The 19337-nt window shown below is 32.4% G+C and carries 17 protein-coding genes; 4 read left to right on the top strand and 13 right to left on the bottom strand.

Translation table 11 applies throughout. The annotated features are described in order from the left end of the window. Positions 1–30: 30 nt before the first annotated feature. Entirely contained in the window at positions 31–522 is a 492-nt protein-coding gene (locus ACZ2G0_RS14250; protein ID WP_470308182.1) for a thermonuclease family protein, read from the bottom strand. A gap of 97 nt (positions 523–619) precedes the next feature. Here ACZ2G0_RS14250 and ACZ2G0_RS14245 point away from each other — a divergent pair, with 97 nt between their 5' ends. From ACZ2G0_RS14245 to ACZ2G0_RS14230, 4 genes are all read left to right on the top strand, one after another. Beyond that, positions 620–1423 (top strand): hypothetical protein, encoded by an 804-nt coding sequence (locus ACZ2G0_RS14245; protein WP_291251718.1) that lies wholly within the window; start codon positions 620–622, stop codon positions 1421–1423. 68 nt (positions 1424–1491) lie between these two features. Next, a complete protein-coding gene (locus ACZ2G0_RS14240; RefSeq protein WP_035671712.1) occupies positions 1492–1944 on the top strand; it encodes a DUF5675 family protein in 453 nt (150 codons plus the stop codon). 12 nt (positions 1945–1956) lie between these two features. After that, positions 1957–2220 carry a hypothetical protein gene (locus tag ACZ2G0_RS14235; RefSeq protein ID WP_035671714.1) on the top strand — a complete coding sequence of 88 codons (264 nt, stop codon included), beginning with the start codon at positions 1957–1959 and terminating at the stop codon, positions 2218–2220. Further along, positions 2210–2452 (top strand): hypothetical protein, encoded by a 243-nt coding sequence (locus ACZ2G0_RS14230; protein WP_238567369.1) that lies wholly within the window; start codon positions 2210–2212, stop codon positions 2450–2452. The genes ACZ2G0_RS14235 and ACZ2G0_RS14230 overlap by 11 nt, the downstream gene beginning before the upstream one ends. A gap of 185 nt (positions 2453–2637) precedes the next feature. On the opposite strand, the gene ACZ2G0_RS14225 is transcribed toward ACZ2G0_RS14230, so the two are convergent. The 12 genes from ACZ2G0_RS14225 to ACZ2G0_RS14170 all read right to left on the bottom strand — a co-directional run bounded on the left by ACZ2G0_RS14225 (position 2638) and on the right by ACZ2G0_RS14170 (position 19096). Beyond that, positions 2638–3060, bottom strand: a complete 423-nt coding sequence (locus tag ACZ2G0_RS14225) for a DUF6943 family protein (protein ID WP_470308181.1) — start codon at positions 3058–3060, stop codon at positions 2638–2640. 1559 nt (positions 3061–4619) lie between these two features. Continuing rightward, positions 4620–5348 (bottom strand): superoxide dismutase, encoded by a 729-nt coding sequence (locus ACZ2G0_RS14220; RefSeq protein ID WP_470308180.1) that lies wholly within the window; start codon positions 5346–5348, stop codon positions 4620–4622. Further along, positions 5345–6511: a chromate transporter gene (locus ACZ2G0_RS14215; RefSeq protein ID WP_470308179.1), complete on the bottom strand. Its 1167-nt coding sequence runs from the start codon at positions 6509–6511 to the stop codon at positions 5345–5347. The genes ACZ2G0_RS14220 and ACZ2G0_RS14215 overlap by 4 nt, the downstream gene beginning before the upstream one ends. Positions 6512–6520: 9 nt before the next feature. Then, a complete protein-coding gene (locus tag ACZ2G0_RS14210) occupies positions 6521–7021 on the bottom strand; it encodes a hypothetical protein (protein ID WP_470308178.1) in 501 nt (166 codons plus the stop codon). 77 nt (positions 7022–7098) lie between these two features. Continuing rightward, on the bottom strand, positions 7099–7947 hold the full coding sequence (locus ACZ2G0_RS14205; RefSeq protein ID WP_470308177.1) for a chromate resistance protein ChrB domain-containing protein: 849 nt from the start codon (positions 7945–7947) through the stop codon (positions 7099–7101). Between the two features lie 43 nt (positions 7948–7990). Beyond that, positions 7991–8647, bottom strand: a complete 657-nt coding sequence (locus ACZ2G0_RS14200; protein ID WP_470308176.1) for a hypothetical protein — start codon at positions 8645–8647, stop codon at positions 7991–7993. 190 nt (positions 8648–8837) lie between these two features. Next, on the bottom strand, positions 8838–10727 hold the full coding sequence (locus ACZ2G0_RS14195; RefSeq protein WP_470308175.1) for an ATP-dependent helicase: 1890 nt from the start codon (positions 10725–10727) through the stop codon (positions 8838–8840). Between the two features lies 1 nt (position 10728). Beyond that, complete coding sequence (locus ACZ2G0_RS14190; protein WP_470308174.1) at positions 10729–12696, bottom strand: AAA family ATPase; 1968 nt, start codon at positions 12694–12696, stop codon at positions 10729–10731. A gap of 92 nt (positions 12697–12788) precedes the next feature. Further along, positions 12789–15482: a DEAD/DEAH box helicase gene (locus ACZ2G0_RS14185; RefSeq protein ID WP_470308173.1), complete on the bottom strand. Its 2694-nt coding sequence runs from the start codon at positions 15480–15482 to the stop codon at positions 12789–12791. A gap of 49 nt (positions 15483–15531) precedes the next feature. After that, entirely contained in the window at positions 15532–16188 is a 657-nt protein-coding gene (locus ACZ2G0_RS14180) for a DUF4276 family protein (protein WP_470308172.1), read from the bottom strand. 1 nt (position 16189) lies between these two features. Continuing rightward, positions 16190–17296, bottom strand: a complete 1107-nt coding sequence (locus tag ACZ2G0_RS14175; RefSeq protein ID WP_470308171.1) for an AAA family ATPase — start codon at positions 17294–17296, stop codon at positions 16190–16192. Positions 17297–17308: 12 nt separating this feature from the next. Further along, positions 17309–19096 (bottom strand): site-specific DNA-methyltransferase, encoded by a 1788-nt coding sequence (locus ACZ2G0_RS14170; RefSeq protein ID WP_470308170.1) that lies wholly within the window; start codon positions 19094–19096, stop codon positions 17309–17311. Positions 19097–19337 lie beyond the last annotated feature (241 nt).

The raw sequence follows: 19337 nt of genomic DNA, 5'->3' as shown, positions 1-19337 counted from the left end.
AACCCTATAGTACAACATAAGTACAACAAATCAGAATACTTTTACTTGACTATAGATCCCAATATTATCAAGCTGTGCTTGGCGGTTCATCGTTTGATATTCTGCTAACTTGCCACAATAATATTGTTGGGTTGCTTTAGCATACCCATTTTGTAAAAGTAATTCATTTAAACATAATCCACTAGGCAAAATTACATACCCTAATTGCCTGTTCCAGTAGTCGTAATAGTTCTCCTGTTCCGTAATGATAGTTACAACCGTTTTAGGCGGTGCAACCGACAAAACGAAGTGCAAGGATTGCAAACCAAATTGGAGCAATAATTGGGCAGGCAAACTGCTTTTCTCTTCATCCTCCATCATCTTCCTATTTAGTTTTACTTCTGGTGCATCCAAGCCATAAAGACGGATTTCTTTTTTCATTTGAGTGAAACGATTGCAAATGATTATGCTATCTCCGTCAAGGACTTCTTCAATTTGCCAATGGGTTTCCACTATGTACGGTGCTTTTGCGTTGTATTGCATTGATTTTCAGTATTTTAAGTTATTGATAATCAAAGATAATACTTGAAATTTGTCTTATGAATTTTATCTAATTATTAATCCATTAAAACTTAAAAAAATGGCAAGACAGAAAGGTGTTATCAAGTATGTTGGAACTCTTGGAGATATCCGACATTTTAAAATTAAAGGTCAAGAAGGCTACTTTGCCGGAATGGTTGGTGGTCCAACTGGTGACCAAGTACTCTCAGCTCCAGAGTTCGAAAGAACTCGTGAGAATATGAACGAGTTTGGCGCGAGTGCCAAAGCCGGGAAATCGGTTCGAACTGGTTTATCTCAAGTGATGAAACAAATGGCGGACAGTCAAGTAACTGGAAGATTAACTTCTATTATGAAGAAAATCAATTTGGAAGACCAAACTGAAGCTAGGGGTTACAGAAAAATCGAAATCTCTACACAACGAAATTACTTGAAAGGTTTCGAGTTTGACAAAAACTCTTCCTTCAACGGTATTTTCAACGCTCCTTACTCCTTAACCCACGCGGTTGACAGAGCCAGTGGAGAGTTTGTAGTTGATGCGTTTAATCCAGCGAATTTGGTGAGTGCTCCATCAGGAGCAACACATTTCCGTTTGATTAGTTCTCTTTCCGTGGTTAGTGATTTTGAATACAACGCCACCACCAACAGCTACGATCCAATGGATGCAGCTTTGAATGAGGTAAGTGACATTCAATACAGTGACTTTTTGGACTTGTACGCTCCAGTTCCTGCCACTACAATTTCTGCAACATTACCAGGTGGAGTTCTTCCAACGGTAAACACCACAGTTTTGCAGTGTATCGGAATTGAGTTCTACCAACAAGTGGGACCAAATTACTACTTGTTCTCCAGTGGTAATTGCTTGAAAGTTGAGGATGCTTTTTAGAAAAACCTTCCGAAAATCCCTCACCAAAAGTGAGGGATTTTTTGTTTAATCTCAAATCTATCAAGACTATGGAAAGCAAAATAATAAGAGTAGCCCAGGGCAAAGAAAGCACATTGAGCCAGCTATACATTAACGGAATATTTCAATGCTATTTGTTAGAGGATAAAATTAGAGAAGTAAAAATAGCTTCTCAAACTGCCATTCCAAAAGGTGTTTTTAATTTGAAGTTGAACACTCACGGAGCTAAAAATGTGGATTACAAAAAAGCATTTGGAAAGCTTCACGAAGGAATGATTGAAATTACTGGTTTGCCAAATTTCAGCTTTGTTTATATCCATACCGGAAATACTATCAAAGAAACTGCCGGGTGTCCGCTTTGTGGTTTTGGTTTCCAATTCGTTGATGGCAATTTTCAAGTTACTCAAAGTGTTGCAGCTTACAAAATGATTTATCCAAAATTAGTAGCACTGGCAAAAGTTGAAAACAATGTAATAACTATTGAAAATAATTTTCAATTCTAAAAAGGCCAAAAAATGGAAAATATCAACATCATCGCCACACTTTTTGGAACGTTAATCACCTTGTTACTCTCGATTGTGGCTTATTTTATCAAGCAATTACACACTGATTTCAAGAGTATGGAGAAAGATTTGATTGAAGTAAAAACGATGGCTTTAATCATCAAAACAGAGTTCAAAAGTGGTAACGATTTATTGAACCAGAAAGTAGAATACATCGAAAAAAGAGTACACAATTTAGAATTATCAATATTTAAAAATCCAGATTATGAAAAATAATAAAATGAATTTAGTAGAAAGAACCTTGGCACCAACACCAAAATGGTTTAAAATTCTTCGCACTGTTGGAATTGCTTTGGCAAGTGTTGGCGGAATAATCATCGCTTCGCCTATTGCTTTACCTGTTGGATTGGTTTCGGCTGCTGGTTACTTGGTTCTGGGTGGTAGTATTATTTCAGTAGTTTCTCAAACTGCTGTAAAATCGGAAGAAGAACCGAAAATAAACCCTTAAAAACGGTTGAAAACAACGTTGAAAGCTCCATTTATTGGAGCTTTTTTTGTTTTTAGCAGTCAATAAAAGTAGATTGCTTTGCTTTTCTTCGGTTTATTTAAGTGGTGCAATCATATTGCACTTATGCGTTGGTTTGCTTGGGAATAAGGCGCAATCAATCCTAGTCCAGTTGGACCAGGATTGTTTTATTTTCTACAATAACGGTATAAAATGGCTCTACGAATGTCATTTATGAGCATCATATCCTCTTTGTATTGTTTTTCTTTTTTCTCCAGAAGTTTGAGAGCTGCAACATTTTTTTGGTGCTGCTCGTGCTCCACCATCATCAAACTGGCTTGTGGATTGAATTGTTTTTTGAAATCTGGAAGACGCAAAAACGAAATAACCGAACCTACTAAATACTGATGCCAGAATTTTGTTTGCCATAAACTATACGCAATGAAAAAAAGGCTTTCGCAGTCCTCTTCTTTTTGAAAAATGATAACAAAACCGTTAGTAAATGGCGTTTTTTGTGGCTTTCCGCTGTTCATCCCCTTGTTAAGTACAAATAAATGGGGTTTTGTGTAAATGGTGTCTTTTCGGTGGGTCTTGATGATGAAATTTAGCATAGCATTCGGCTTTAAAAATTGGTTAGATTTTCAATTTTCCACAGGGTTTCGGTTGAAAGACCAATGTGCTTCGCTACGCTCCGCCCATTAAATTTTTCAAAAGAAAAAAAAGGAAAAAAAAGAAAGCCATTCGTTCAAGTGGAGGGTTTCAAAAAAGCAAGTTTTTTTGATAAAATACTACCCGATACATCTTCGGAAGTGTAGGCGTGAAGGTTGAACAGAGTGTTGTTGCGAACCGTTATGGGTGGAGATTTTATCAAAAACCGGAGGCTTGAACTTGCTTTTTTGCAAACCTGGAACTTACCTTTGCTCTCTTTTTTTTTATTTTTTGTTTTGATTTCATTTACCAATCGTCATCGTATAATCGGAAGCTTTGCTAAGGAAAGGGAGTTGATTTAGAAGAGGATGGTTTTCGGAAAGGGTGTGGATTTTTAAAACAGAAAAAAGAAATATAAACACCATTCCTATTATTTTTCTGTTTTAAAAATCCATACTCTTTCTTGGACTTGATTTTGTGGGTATTGAAAATCACTTTACGGAGATTTTTAATTTTATAGCACAGGTTTTCAAGTGATTTTCAATACTTACAAAAACAATGAAAAAATAATACCTAGTGCGATGGGGCAGTAGCGCGGGCAAGTGTGTGGTTTTTTATTTGCTTACTGGGGTGGTTTTGATTGCTTTTGTGGAAAAGTCGATGCCATAGACTTGAAAGAAAGACAATGCTTCGGGCTAGTCAACATTATATTTAGGAACGGTATGGCATCGGCTTTTCCGCTGAAGCAATTACTTCTTATTTTCTGGCAAATAAAAAACCACACTCTTGCTGGCTTCTCTTGATTTTGTGGGTGTCGTCAATTGCTTATTCCTATGTCGTGAATGTTAGAAATGGAGGTGATAAGCGATTTGCGACACGCACAAAAACAATGCAAACACTTACCGCTTTAAACATCAAGTTGCTAAAAACAGTGACCGTGAACGTTCTTGAAACTAGGTAGTTCAGTAAAAGTTCTTATGAAATGGCGAACGTTGTTAAGGACAGTGGCGAAGGATGGTCTTTTTTATTGCAGGCCGGTGCGAGGAAGCAATAAAAAAGACTGTCCTGGAGCCACTGGCTAGCGCGTTGGGTGTGGCGGCTGTTTTACATAAATGATATTATAGCTTCATTGCAAAAACCAAAAAAACAATATAAAAGCTTTGTAATGAACTATAATACTCAATTATGTAAAACAGCTTGGGAAAAAAAATTACTGGCGCAAGTTGCGAAGCGTACGTGTTTTTGATAAAAACTGTGCCAGTAATTTTTTTTGGAGCGTTGGCAAAGGAGTGGCAACTGAAATGTAAAACGTCCTTTTACCACCGAACGAAAAAGAATGTTCTCGTTATTGGAAACGGAATTAACGAAATGAAGCAAACAAAGATGTGAGTTTAGGAATACTTGGACTAAACGAGGATTTTGTGCAGCTGAATGAGGTAATGACTTTGTTTTTATATAAAAAAGGATATTTGTTTTGAAAAACAAATATCCTTTGATAATTAAATACGCTAACTTCAGGGTTTTACAATGTCAATTTCAACGCATCGTTCAATCGCAATGCTACATTATCCCAATTGATGATATTAAAAAGGGCATCTACAAAATCAGTACGTTTGTTTTTGTATTTCAAATAATAGGCGTGTTCCCAAACATCAATAACCAATATTGGAATTGCACCCCATTGTGTTAGTTTTTCGTGGTTTTCACATTGTAAAATTACCAGACTATCACTATAAGGTTGGTAAGCTACAATACCCCAACCATTGCCATCAACATTTTTGGCAGTTGCAGCAATTAGAACTTTTAATCTGTCGAAACTACCAAAGCTTTTCTCAATTCGTTTCAGTAAATCTCCTTTTGGTAAGTTACTTTTATTAGTAAGATTTGTCCAAAATATGGAATGCAAAATATGAGACGAAAAATGATAGGATAGCTTTTTTGTCCAAAAATCAACTGTTTCCAAATTGTTTTCGTCCAAAGCTTTTTTTATCATTTGCAAATCTTTGTTTGCTCCTTTTACTGCTCCACCGTGATGAAAAGTATAGTGTAGATGTAAAGTTTCAGCATCCATATAAGGCTCAAGAAAATTTTCGCTATACGGTAATGTTTGATGAATATAATTCCCATTGGCATCAACCAATTTATCAATAGAATTGTCTGCTAAATTGTTAGCAAAAGCATTCGTAGTAGGAAGCACTAATGCTGCGGCTCCAAATAAGGTGCTGGATTTTAAGAAATCTTTTCTGTTCATAATACTAATTTTATAACAACCCCTACAACTGCTGCAACAGCAATAATATAAGGTTCTTGAATTTTCTTGATATAAAGTAAAGCAAAAATTGTTGCAATAGCTATTAGTGTTGTTGGAATATCCAAAATACTTCTAGTTGCAATTACACCAACTGCTCCCACCAAAGCCCCAACAACAGCAGCAGTAATCCCATCTACAAAAGCTTTGATAGATTGATTTTGAGCAATTTTTTTAAAGGATGGAGCCAAAGCAATCGTAAATAAATAACACGGTAAAAATGTGGCTAAAGCAGCAACCAAAGCACCCGGGAAACCAGCAACTAAATAACCAATAAAGCCCACAGTAATAACAACGGGGCCAGGTGTAATCATTGCCACCGCAACCGCATCAACAAATTGATGCTCCGTTAACCATTGGTTTTCTACTACGACTCCTGAATGTAAAAAGGGTACAATTGCCAATCCACTACCAAATACAAATGCTCCCGCTTTGGCAAAAAAGAGGGCAATTTTCATCAGAGTAGAATTGTCATAGCTCCAAAAACCAACTTGTAATAGGACAATAGAATTGGCAGTTTTACCATTAAACCATTTTGGTGGTGCTTTGACAAACATATATATAATTCCAGCCAACACAAATAATAAAACTTGTTCCTGTTGCGTAACCAATGTTACGACTATGGCAACTATAAAAAACAGCCACAATAACCAATTCGTTTTAAAAGAGGTTAAATTAAATTTGCCGATAGATTTTACCGTCAGCTTATAGGAACTCATTACAATAATACCAATAACAGCCGCACCTACGCCATAAAAAACGGCTTGTATCCAAGACAATCCTCCGTATAATTTATAAACGATTCCTAAAAGCACCACCATTATAAAAGAAGGTAAAACAAAGGCAACTCCTATCAACGTTGCTCCTAAAAAACTATAATGTACAAATCCAAGGTAAATCGCCAATTGCGCCGCTAATGGGCCTGGTGCTAATTGTGCTAAAGCTAAACCTTCTTTATATTCTTCTTCTGAAATCCATTTTCTATTTTCGACTAAATCTTGGTGCATATAGCCAACTAATGCTACTGGACCACCAAAACCAATTGTACCTAATTTTAGGAAATAAAGAAGTAATTCTTTTAAACTGTATGTTGGGTTCTCTTTCATATTTTTTTTTTAAAAGGCAATACCAAGTTGAATACCTGAAGTAAATGTAGCGGGATGATCATTGCCAAAACGTATTGGAAATGGAAGAGAAACATAAAAATTGCTGTTTGTATTTTTTATTACCGTTTTGGTTATTACTGGCGTAACACCAAATCTGCCACTAGTTTCAAAGGCGGCTCTTCCTGCAAAAGTGTAACCGTGTCCTAATGCTACCAATACTCCAGGATGAAACAATACACTATTCACTTTGCTTATTCCGTCTTCGGTTCTTACACTAGGAGCTATTTCAAAAGAAAATCCAATTTTGGCACTTTTCCAAATATTGATTCCTGTTGGAAAATTAACCGAATAATAATCTCTGAAATTTACAGCAGTTTCCTCGCTACTTATAGTGACTATAGGATGCATCACAGAAAAATATCCTGTTATTTTCGGATAAGTAGTTTGAGAAAAAATAGGGGAAGCAATTGCTAATAAAGCAAAAAGAATAGCGCGTTTAATTTGTATCATATTGTTTTAATTTATGATACAAAACTAATTATACTAAAAAGGTATAAATAGTATGCTGTTTACCTTTTGTATCTGAATTACTTTTCAGTGATTTTTTTTCGGTAAGAGGAAGGATTTTTGCCTGTACTCTGCTTGAATATTCTCGTAAAATGACTTTGATCTGAAAAACCAGTCATATAGGCTATTTCGGTAAGTGTATAGGTCGAATTTTGAATAAGAGTAATGGCTTTTTCGATTCGTAGTTTTCTAACATAATCTCCAAAATTGAGGTCTTCAAAATATTTGGAAAACTCTCTTGATAAATAGGAAGGATTAAGTTCTAAATCATTAGAGATTTTCTTTAGATCAAAAGTAAATTGGGTATCTATTTGATCCTGAATCATTGCTTTTAAATCTTTAACCCAAGCAGGCGTTTTCTTTTTATTTGTTTTTTCTTTCTTTAAAAATTTATGATAGACTTCGTGCAAGAGATTTTCAAAAGGACTGTTTTGTAAATGATTCTGTTTGTATAAATGGGTTGCCCAACTGTATAGCGCGTCATAAATAACCATTCCGCTTTCTAATAATTTATAGTCGTCCGTAATGTTATAGGAAAGCCCCGCTGAAATTGCCCAAAGTCCCGCAGATTCTTTTGCGATATCGTGCCTGTCTGTGTCAGCACCTCGAACAATATCCGCTATAATTAAAATAGCAGGGTCTTTAATCTCATACTTTTTCACGATATAGTCAAAAGTACTTTGCTCTTCGTAATGTGTGAATTCTACATTGGGAATATCAAATGGAATAGCATCCAATTCTTTTGATTTATCCAAAACTTCGCTAAATGGGACATAGATAAATTCAGCGTCTTCGTCAACAAAGTTTTTTATCAACCAAGGGGAAGCTATTCTATCAATTTTAGGTCGTTCTCTGGTAATCCATTTCATCTATGATTCTTCTAGGTGGTTTAATAAACTAATTGTGTTATATTCATTTACAAGGGTTTAGTTTGATACGTTCTTTTGCTTTACTAAACTCAATTTTTTCGGTTTTATTCAATTTTTGCAAAATATAGTTGTAGTCATAGTTTTGATTATCTAATTCTTTTTGTAAACTGTCAAAGATAGTCTTATGTTTTTCTTTTAGAATCGCAGCAATTTTAGCAACTTGTGTGTTTATTTTATTTTTTTTTGCAACTAATTTATTATAAGTTTCATCCTTGTTTAATTTTGATTTTAAAATTGTTATTTCATTCTTTAAAACTGCAATTTCAATATCACTTTTTTTAGTAATCTGGTCTTGTTTTTTCTCAAATTCAGGTGTGCTATTGTGCCCATATATCATTTCGTGAGCTTCAGAAACTTTACGACTTTCTTCAAGATATTTTATGGTATTTTTCCCTATTCTGCTTTCAAGTATTGCTATTTTATTTTCAATAGGTTTACTGATTTTATGAATCTCTTTTTTTAATGAAATTAAATTAACACTTAAATTTTCTAATTGCTTTATGCTGTCAGATTTATATTTTATATCAACTGTATTCCAAGCACATTTTGTGTTTTGATATTCTTGTAACCAACTTTCTCGATTATCAATACAAGACGTAACTAACAAAAAAGTGAATAAAATTAAAATTATTTTTTTCATTAGGCCATTAATTTAAGAAGTACATTATCAGGTTAGCATAAGTGAATTAGTGAAATGAAGCAAACAAAAATTGGCTATAGGAATACTTGGACTAAACGAGGATTTTGTGCAGCTGAATGAGGTAATGACTATTTTTTGCAGAAATCTCTAAAATAAATGATTTAGTAATTTTTCCTTTTGATTGATATGTTTATTTAATACGCGTAATAAAACTTGACACCTTTTGAACTTTATTTCCATACTGTGTTAATCTGTTTTTTGGATAGGTTAAATAAAGAAATCTTTCTGCTCTAGTTACTGCAACATAAAATCCATTTTCTTCTGATTCAAATTCGTTACCTCCTTTTTGAACTGCTCTAAAATCAGGAAAAGCACCTTCTGTTAAACCAATAATAAAAACTATTGGATACTCCAAACCTTTTACTGAATGTACTGTTCCCAATGTAATACCGTTTTGGTTATTACTAATATTAGTTATACCTAAAGCGATTTGAGTTTTGAAATGTTGTAAAGATTTTAAATCAACTTTTGTATTTCTTGAATATGTATTCCAGAGATCTCGAAAAGATTTAATATCAAATAGTATTTTATCTAATTCATTAATAGCTTCGTCTTTTGAATTTTCATATTTAAGAATAATATTTTCTTCAAGATTCTTTATTGCAGCTGAAAAATTATTAATCTCTTTATCTATTAATTCCCAAGCACTAAGTAAGAATAAGAAATATTCCTTGTTATCCTCTTTTAAAATATTATCATAGATTCGTTTAAGATTAGAAATCCCATTATTTTTATCAAGTAATTGAATGTCCTCTATTTCTAATATTTTTTGAATTTTCGAATAATGGATTAAGTCTTGAGAGTTTGTCAAAACACTTAATCCTAAATCAAATAGCGTAATGAATTCGCTACCGAAGTCTGTAACATCAGAACCTTTTTTATAAAAATAATTTAATTTCTTACCCTGTAAATTCCTTTCGTTTAGTTCTTTTTCAACACCTTGAAATAGGTATTTATTTCTAGCTAAAACAGCTATTTTATTTAAAGAGATATCTCCTTCAATTTCTTCATATTCTTTTTGCAGTAAAAATTCTTCAATTTTATCCACAATCCATTTAGCTTCTTCTTCAACATTAGCAAATTCTTTTATTTCAAAAATACCTTCTGGTGTTTTTTCATCAATTGATACCGAATTTGGTTTTATTTTATTTGCGATTTTTAAAACTGCTTTTGAAGAACGATAATTTGTTTTTAATTCTTTTTTTTCTGCCTCAAAATCAGTTAAAAACAATGAATTCATATATTTAATATCGGAACCATTAAAATGAAAAAGTGATTGATTAATATCTCCAACCATTAATACGTTTTTATGCTCACCATTACATAAAATCTTAATAAACTCATATTGTGCAAAATTCAAATCTTGAGCCTCATCTACAGAAATATATTTATACAATCGTCTATAAATTTTTGCAATCGAAGGACGTTTAGCAAAAATTTTACAGGCTAAAAAAATAACATCATCAAAATCAATTGCATTTTGTTTTTTTAATAGTTCTTGATATTCCCAATATATATAGCCAAGAGCATCGCTACTTTTTTCAATAGGGTCTATTAAATTTTTTTTCTGCTTACTTATATAATCAAGAACTTCATATATGAAATTTCTTTTTTCATTATCATTCTTGTTTAAGTAATGATTTCTCAAAGTAATATTATTTTCAAATACTTGAATTAACAATGCTTTTCTATCTTCTTCCTTATCGAAAAAATGAGGCATTTCATTTATACCTATTGAATATCCTTGTTTATTAATGATTTCTAGGCAAAAACTATGAATTGTACCAATAAATGAACGCTCCTGAATACCTTCAACATCTTCAAGTCTAGCTGCCATTTCTTCGGCTGCTTTGTTTGTAAATGTTAAGGCTAAAACGTGATATGAACCATCTTTAAGTAGATTTTTAATTCTTTCAGTTAACACTCTAGTTTTACCACTACCAGCTCCCGCTAATACTAACAAAGCTCCCTCTTTATGCTGTGTAATTTGGGTTTGAATATTTGATAATTTAACTTCCATATTATACTTCTTTTATGATTTTCAATTCTTCATTTATTAAATCGAATAAAGTTTTTATTTTTTTTGGAATTTTACTTTTATCGCCATCTTCGGTTATCGAAATTATATTTTCAGCTATTTGAGTAGCGTATTTTGTCTTTCCTCCTCTCAAGCAATCTATCAAAGCTCTTTTTATTCCTTCGTCTCCATTATAATCTCTCACTTTATTCTTTGATAAATTTTCCCCATTTAATTCTGGAATATAATTACTTACTAAATAATTATCGGTCATTTCAATGATATCAATGGCTTTATTTAATTCATCTATATATCCTTCATTAACAAGATAGCTCTCAAAATCATTTCCATTTTCTAAATCAAATAATTTATGTTCAAAATTAGTTTTTCCAAATACATCCTTGATTTGGTCTTTTACTTTTTTTACAGTATCCCCATCAGCATCACTCAATATATACCAAGGAATATTTAAAAATTTTGCTATTGATAAAAAGGGAGCATAATTGTTTTTTCCACCAACTCCTATAAAATTTAATCCTATCTCAAATGGATATCTATCTCCAAAATACTTTTCAGCAAATATTGGTAATGCTTGTTCTTCTGTTTCTCCTTCAAACAAAATAATAGCTTTAGCAAAAAGTAATTCGCCTCTTGTATTCATTACTTCTCTTCGTATCTTTCTAACTTGCTCCGAATTAATTTTACCTATTCTTTCTTTTTTTAATTCATTAATAATAGGAAAGTTTTTTCTTTTTAACTCTTTATTATCATTATCGCTTTTAATTTCTTCTAAAAGTACGCATATTTGATTATCTATTAAATCACTTAATTCTAAAGCCCCAATTTTTAAGCCATCGTCATCTTTATAAAAATGTCTTAAATCTGTTAATTTACATTGAGCAGCAATAAAAGGTGAATGGGTACTTATTATTTTTTGCCCTTTGATTTCATCTAACTGCTTATATAGATGTCTTTGTGCATTTGGATGTAGATGGGATTCAGGTTCTTCTAATCCTATGATTGGAAAAAAAGGATCTTTTACATTCTCATTTTTAGGATTCTCATTCCAAGAGATAAAAGCATTTAATGTGAGTACAGAAGCCCAGCTTCTTGTTCCCATACCGTGATAATCTAATGGTAAACTTTCCTTATCAGTATCTTTGAAATTTATGTTTAAATTTCTGCCAATATCCCTAATTTTTTTGTTGATTGGAGATATTTCTACACCGGTCCCTTGAGAATTTACTGTTTTATTTAGTTCTTGTAATGTTACTTTTAGATGTTCTAAAATTGGGCTTTCATTGACAATGTCAGAATTTATTTTATTTAGTTTACCTTCAATCTCTTTTATTTGAGCATCTTTTATTTCTAATCTTTCAGTAAGCTTACCTAAATATGAAGATCTATCTTTTAAATCTATTTGAATATCTCTTTGAGCATCAATAAAAAACAAAGGAATTGCTTCTATTTTTGGAAATTTAATTTTAGCAATTGTATTTTTCCAAGAACTAATAACTTCTTTGTCATCATTTAATGATACATAAGGTTCCCAGTTTGCCAATTCTAATGTTTCAAAAGAATATCCTTTTAATAAATCATAAAAACCTTTTGTTCTATAACAAATAAATTCATTGTCATCACTGTCTGTTTTTATATATGAGCCAAAGACTTTTTCTGCCCAATTGTCACTGAATACAGATATTCTTTTATTATTTTCAAAATCGAAAGGCACAATTCTAATGTCAATTAAAATATCTTTACTATCCACTTTTTCATTAGAACCATCGTCGTGAAAATCTTCTTTTGAAATACTTCTTCTATCAGCACCTAAAGCTAAATGCAATGCTTTTAGGAAAGATGTTTTACCAGCATTGTTAGCTCCTACTAAAAGTGTATTTGGTGCTAAGCTAACTTCTACCTCTTTAATTCCCCTAAAATTTGCTATTCTTACTGTATCAACAAGTATTGCCATATAAAAAGTTGTTTTATTTTATTTCTATTTTTAAAATATCATTGATTTTAACTCAAAAACAAAAATCATCTTTATTTTCGATTAAAAATATCTTACAAAGCTCCAATAATATCCAAGAAGTTTTTAGCAGTGTAACAACCTTCTACATTTTTACTTTCATAAACCATAAAATATTTATAGTTGTTTCCTGATTTTTCAGCCCATTTTTTACCTAAAACATTTTTTGCTTTGCTTTCGTCATTGTCCAGAAAATCGCCCTTGGTTTCTACTAAAATGATATTTTGCTTTTGCGTATAAAGAATGAAATCGGGGTAATGATTGTTGCTAAAACCGTTTAAGTAAAAACCTTTGTCTTTGGTTACGGAATTCCTGTGCCAAAACAAAACATTTTCTTGAGAAGCAATATCCATTATTAAACGTTGTTCAAAATTATTCATATCGCCTTCACGCTCATAAAGTGATTTGTCAATTTTGGCTCCTTCTTTGGTGTGAATTAATGTTTCCTTGAACTTGAAAGTTGGTTTCACAATAATTTTATTGGTATCCAACAATCTGCCGAATTCTTCTTTGGCGTGCTGGTTTGATAATTCTAAAATCTTGGCTTTTATTTTGTAAACGTAGTTGTATTCATTGTTTACTGCATCAATTATCTCTTCTGTGGAGAACTCGCTAAAGATGCGCTCGATGTATTTTTTGATTTCCTGTTCTGCAATTGGTGTCATATTACCAATTTTGCTTACCATTATACTTGTGATTTCTTTGACTTGTTTTTCTTTTGGTTTGGCTACAATGGTATCAATTAATATTTTTTTGGCTTGGACACTAAATTTAGAAATTACGGCATCTTTTCGAGCTTCATCGTAATCAACTTTTACAATTTCGGCACTAACACTGTTAAAGTCAATTTCAATATCCTTTGAAGACAATTTGAATGTGCTTAATAGTTGATCTCTATTCAAGAAAACTTCTCCTTGACTTAATTCATCAAAAACCAATTCACGACTTAACACATCGGTTTCTAATTTTTTGTAAAACTGTGGTAGCTCGATACTTTCTGCTACTTGATGAAAGTGTTCGACAATTTTGTAACGCTTTGGTTCTTTTCCCATTTCTCTTAAAAGGTATTCGGTACTATCTCCAGTATCTTCTGTTAATCTTGTCTCAAAAGCAGCTCCTTGTTCGATTGCTTTTTGTGTAATTTGATTGATTGTAGTATTTGCAACTGGTACAAATTCTTTTGCCATAGGATCGAATTCTATTGCATCAATATTGATATTTGTAATGTCATTATCATCAAACTGTTCAACGGTTTTATTTTCTTCTGACGAACCAAATAAATCCCTGTTTAAAGCTTCTTTGTCGGATATTGGAGCAACACTATTTTCTGTTATAATTTCTTCGGCATAATAGTCTTTATTACTAAAACCTGCGTCTTGTAATCCTCTGACAATATTGTCCAAGGTTTCGTTGAATTTAGCGGAAGCCGTTAAAACAAAAGACAAATTCAATAATGGTTCTTTGTGCTTTAAAACATAAGGCTGACGCAATACTCTACCTAAAATTTGTTCTACTTCTACTGCCGATGATTTGTCTGCTAATGATGCTAAAATATAGGCAAATGGGCAATCCCAACCTTCTTTTAAAGCATTGATGGTTATGATGTATCGAACAGGGCATTTTTCGTCCATTAAATCAATTCCTTTTAACTCGTCTAAACCACTAACTTTGATTTTGATTTGCTCTTCCGGAATTTTCAACTCTATCAATTTTTCTTTAATCTTGATGTAGGTTGTATTATCGCTACCCTTAATATTGGATTGTGCCTGGAATAAAATGATTGGTCTTATTTTTTTTCCACCTTCCAAGCTTTCTTGAATTGCCAGTTGTTCTAACTGTCTTTGCAAATGTAAAGCACTATTGATTACTTCCTCTTTTCGGCTGTGGTTGTAAACTATCACTGGTAGTTTTACCATATGCTCCTTTTTCAATTCAATAGCATTGACATAGCTTACAATATTGCTGTTCTTTTTGGGTGTAGCGGTTAAATCCAATACGAATGAAGGATTCAAATTTTGCAACATTTCTACACTCAAATCACTTTCGGCATTATGACTTTCATCAACAATAACCAAAGGATTTAGGCTGCGGATAATGTTTATCAAAGCACTTTCGTCAGTATCTGGCAAAACTAAATCTTGCTCTACAACTGTATCTCTAAATGCTTCCAAAGAACCGTTTTGTTGGTATATTTTTCGGTCGTCTTTTTTCTTGGAATTAATCCTTAAACTGCTAAAATTGAAGACGAAAATGTTTAACTGTTCTGAAACTGATGTTGGATTAAAATTAGCTCCTTGCAACAAACTTTCTTTTTCGTACACTTCTACACTATGATTGAATAAGGTGTTTAATTTTTGACGATACGGATGTGAAGCATCTGATAAACTTGAAGCGGTTTGTTGTAACAAATTGCTCCACGGCACTAACCAAACTACCGCTTTTGGTCGGCTGCTGTCGTAAGTGCTGAAAATAGAATGTATAGCGTTGCAGGCAATAAATGTTTTTCCTCCGGCTGTTGGTACTTTTATTGCAATGTGTGGGGTATTGAGAATGTTGTCTTTGTATGGCACCATTCCGCTATAAGTACCGTCAAGTTTTAATTCATAAGGACCAACTTTGTCTTCCCAATATTGCTTGAAAGCCGTTGCTGGTTTAGGATACTTTTGGAGGTATTCTAAAAATAATTTTAAATCTGTGATTACTTGTTGCTGGTAGGATTTTAACTCCATTTATGTTTTTTTATACTATTTATTTCAAAATTCAATGAAATTGAATTGTTTATATATGTTCTAGATCATCAATCCATTTGTTAAATCGTGGACATTTTGCTCTTATCTTATTTATTCCAATATCTTGTGCTATTAAACAACCGTGAGTTATTTTAGAATAGTCTTTGATTATTTTCAACAATCTCTTTGATGGTGCAGTAATACTACTGTCATTTATTAATTCTGGATTTTGATTGTCGTTTAAGGTTTGTACCAAATAATTATAATCAAGAAACTCATTTTCCTCAAAACCATTATCGAAAACATTAATGTCACAAAACAATAAGCCTTCAAATTCGTGTAACTGAATGTAAGGAATAAATCTTTGTTGGAATTGAGCAGGAATACTTGCAAGCATTCCTTGTTCCATTAAATCCATTCCAATGTTTTTATTGTTATGTTGATTAGCTTGTAACCAATTTGGATAATTATGATTGGCGTGAATTCCGTAAAAATCTATTAAAGTTGTAACAAATGCCGTTGGGTCTTGTTTTAAATGTGTTTCAATTTGATGTTTTAAAGAAGCCCAATTTACAATACCTCCCGCTGTTTTCTTTATTGTTGGATTTTGAACTACAATTCCAAATTGGATTAAATGTGGTTGTAAAATATCATTACAAAATTCTTGTTCTGTTTGACCTTCACAAACTATAATTAAACGTGCCATACTATACTTTTATAAAAGGTTGACCAGAATTAATAATGTTTCTTTCCCATAAGTCGCCCAATGTAAATTCTTCTAACCAAATTTTTAAATCTTCAGAATTTAATCTGCTAAAAACCGTTTGATTTTCTTCTATACTTCTGTCGATAACCACAACATCTTCTGGATTGAATTTTGCAATTAATCCTGGTGATTGTGTTGCAACAATTATTTGAGATTTACTTGAAGCTGACTGTATCATACCAGCTAATTTTCCTATTGCAAAAGGATGTAAACCTAGTTCGGGTTCATCAATAATAATTACTGATGGTGGAGTAGGCTGCATTAATAGAGCAACTAAAGCAATAAATCGTAAAGTTCCATCTGATAGTTGGTATGCTGAAAAATTACTTTCAGTATCGCCTTTATCTACCCAACGCAAAGCGATTTCATTTTCATCAAGTCGGCTTGGTTCAAGTATAAATTTTTCGATATAAGGCGCCACTGTTTGAATAGTTTTTTCTATCCGAATATAAATTTTAGGATGGTTGACTTTTAATAAATAGAGAAAAGCTGGAAGATTTCTTCCATCTTGTTTTAGATATTGATTGTCATTTATATCACATTCTCTCCTTAAAAAAGAAGTAGTAGAAGTATCGTGAAAATGGAATACTTGAATGTTTTTTAAATGTTCCCCTAAATAATTATTTCTATAAGAACCATTTTTAGGTATATTACTTTCTTCTAAATTGTAATTTATATAATAATTATTACTCAAATCTTCCCTCTTTACATTATATCCAGAAGCTTCTTTACCGAAGAACAACCCACCTTCTTTAGTTTGAATTAAATCGAAATAGTAAGCGTTATTGTTTCCTTTACCACTATTGAAAATTAATTTACCAAATAAACTTTCCGTCGTTTTTCTACCAAAATAGAGTAAGTTATCTGCTTTTTCTTCTTGAACGAATTTTTGTAATCTTAAATTGAAAATTGCATTTATTAGTTTGAAGAATGAAACAAAATTACTTTTCCCCACACCGTTACTCCCTATAAGAATATTGATTGGTTTCATTTCCAATTCTAAATTCTTAATAGATTTATATCCTTTTATTTCTAGATAGTCTATCATAATAATACTGTTTTAAAATCTTGTTATATCTCTTGGTATTTTTTTGAAAATGATGTGATGTTTTAGCATAAAAGCTGCATCGAGTAAGCAGTTGTCTGCGTAAATGATATACTGGCTGGCTTTGTGTTTTATTTTAGCCATAAAATCATAATCTACCGTTGTAACCGCATCTTTGGTGTAATAAAAATAATAATCGGTTTGATCTTTTGAACCTATGCGATAGTTTTCTTCCACAAGTGAATGAGCTGCTGGACTGTATGAAGTTCTAGTTTCGGAATACCAAATGTATTTTAAAATATTTTCTAATCCCACAGCTTCATTAAGTACATCATCTTCCAGAAACAAAGGTTCGCCTAGTTGGTAATAATTGAAACTACCTCCTGTGCCTTCGGTTTTTAAACCACTTTTTGAAGATTCTGAATTATCATAACCTTTTATTACCCTTTTTATTCTTTCTGCTGTGACAGTATTGGCGTAATCCTCCATTTCTATGAGAATGTATTTTCTGTTGCCACCATCTTCTTTGTTTAGATTTAATGCAGCGTGTGCAGTTGTGCCTGAACCTGCGAACGAATCTAATATGATATCATTTTGTGAACTAACAGATCTCAAAACTTCTGTTATTAGTTCTAATGGTTTGGGATAACTAAAAGCCTTTTTGTTAAAAACATCACTTAGCAAAGTTGTTCCATTTACTGAATAAAATGATTTTTCTATCCAAATTGTAGGTATTTGACCTCCAACAGTTTTATTATCTCCAAAGACTAGTGTTGGCACTCCTGCTTCACTTCCTGTTATCTCTAAAACACCACTTTCAATTTTTGTGATAACGCCACTTGGTAAGTATTGAATACTATATTCATTCAGACCGTTTATTGTTTTATTCGGACTAATTTTGATATATCCTTTATTCCAATCACTTACAAGACGAGATGGTATCAATCTCCAAACACATTCTTTACCCTTGCTAGTAATTGGCCATATTGCAACTGTTCCTTGAGGGGCTTCTTCATAGTTAAATTGAAAATCTTCTAAATTACCATTGTAAAAGCCACTTTTTATGCGCTCTTGTAAAGACTTACCAATTCCAAAAAGGCTGCCATCTTTTTTGTTTACATAAATTGGATATGTTTGATTAGGTCGCTGTGTTTTATCAAATGTTGCAAGTGTGAGTCCTTCATAAGGAGATCTAGTCTTACCTCCAGAAAAAAGTAAAGGATTTGGTGTAAAATCGTTAGGGACTATAAAAATTAAATATTCCTGCTGAAAGTTGAAACCTCCAGAAGGTTTGCCACCTGACGTTTGAACAGTAACGGTTATAATTTGTCTATTACCAAAGATTTCATTGCAAGCAAGTACTAAATTGGATACTTCGTGATATCCAATACTAATAACCAGTGCTCCATCCTTTGCCAAGAGTTTGTTTAATAATTTTAGTCTTGGGTACATCATACACAACCATTTGTCGTGGCGTGTTAAATCTTCTCCGTCTTTACCCACCACTTCGCCCAGCCATTTCTTGATTTTTGGATGGTTTACGTTATCGTTGTACACCCAACTCTCGTTTCCGGTATTGTATGGAGGATCTATGTAAATACATTTTACTTTGCCTTCGTATTCCGGCAATAAGCTTTTTAAGGCTTCGAGATTATCTCCGTGAATAATCTTGTTGCCGCTGTCATTAGGTTCGGATTGTTGTTCTCCATCAGCAAAGCCGTATTGAGGCTCTAGTATTTTGTAAGGTACGTCTTGGTGGTGATTGATTACTTTTTCTTTTCCTATCCAGTTTAATGTTGGCATTGCGAGTAGCTAGTTTTATTATGATTTTATTGTATTTGAATTGTGTTTACAGTGTCGACACAATTCAATTTTTTTCTTACAATAACATATTTTGCAACTTAGTTGCAAAATATGTTATTACCAATGAACAAACATACAAAAAAGCAATTTAATGTAAGTGGGTGTTTTTGGAATATCGTGGATAGGATAACCAAAAAAAGGATAAAACATATTTTTATTTTTTCACGAAATAAAAAACGGA

The organism is Flavobacterium sp. KKT103 (genome assembly GCF_055640565.1).
Note: the sequence above shows the minus strand (reverse complement) of the source record. Positions and strands in the feature narration are given on the sequence as shown.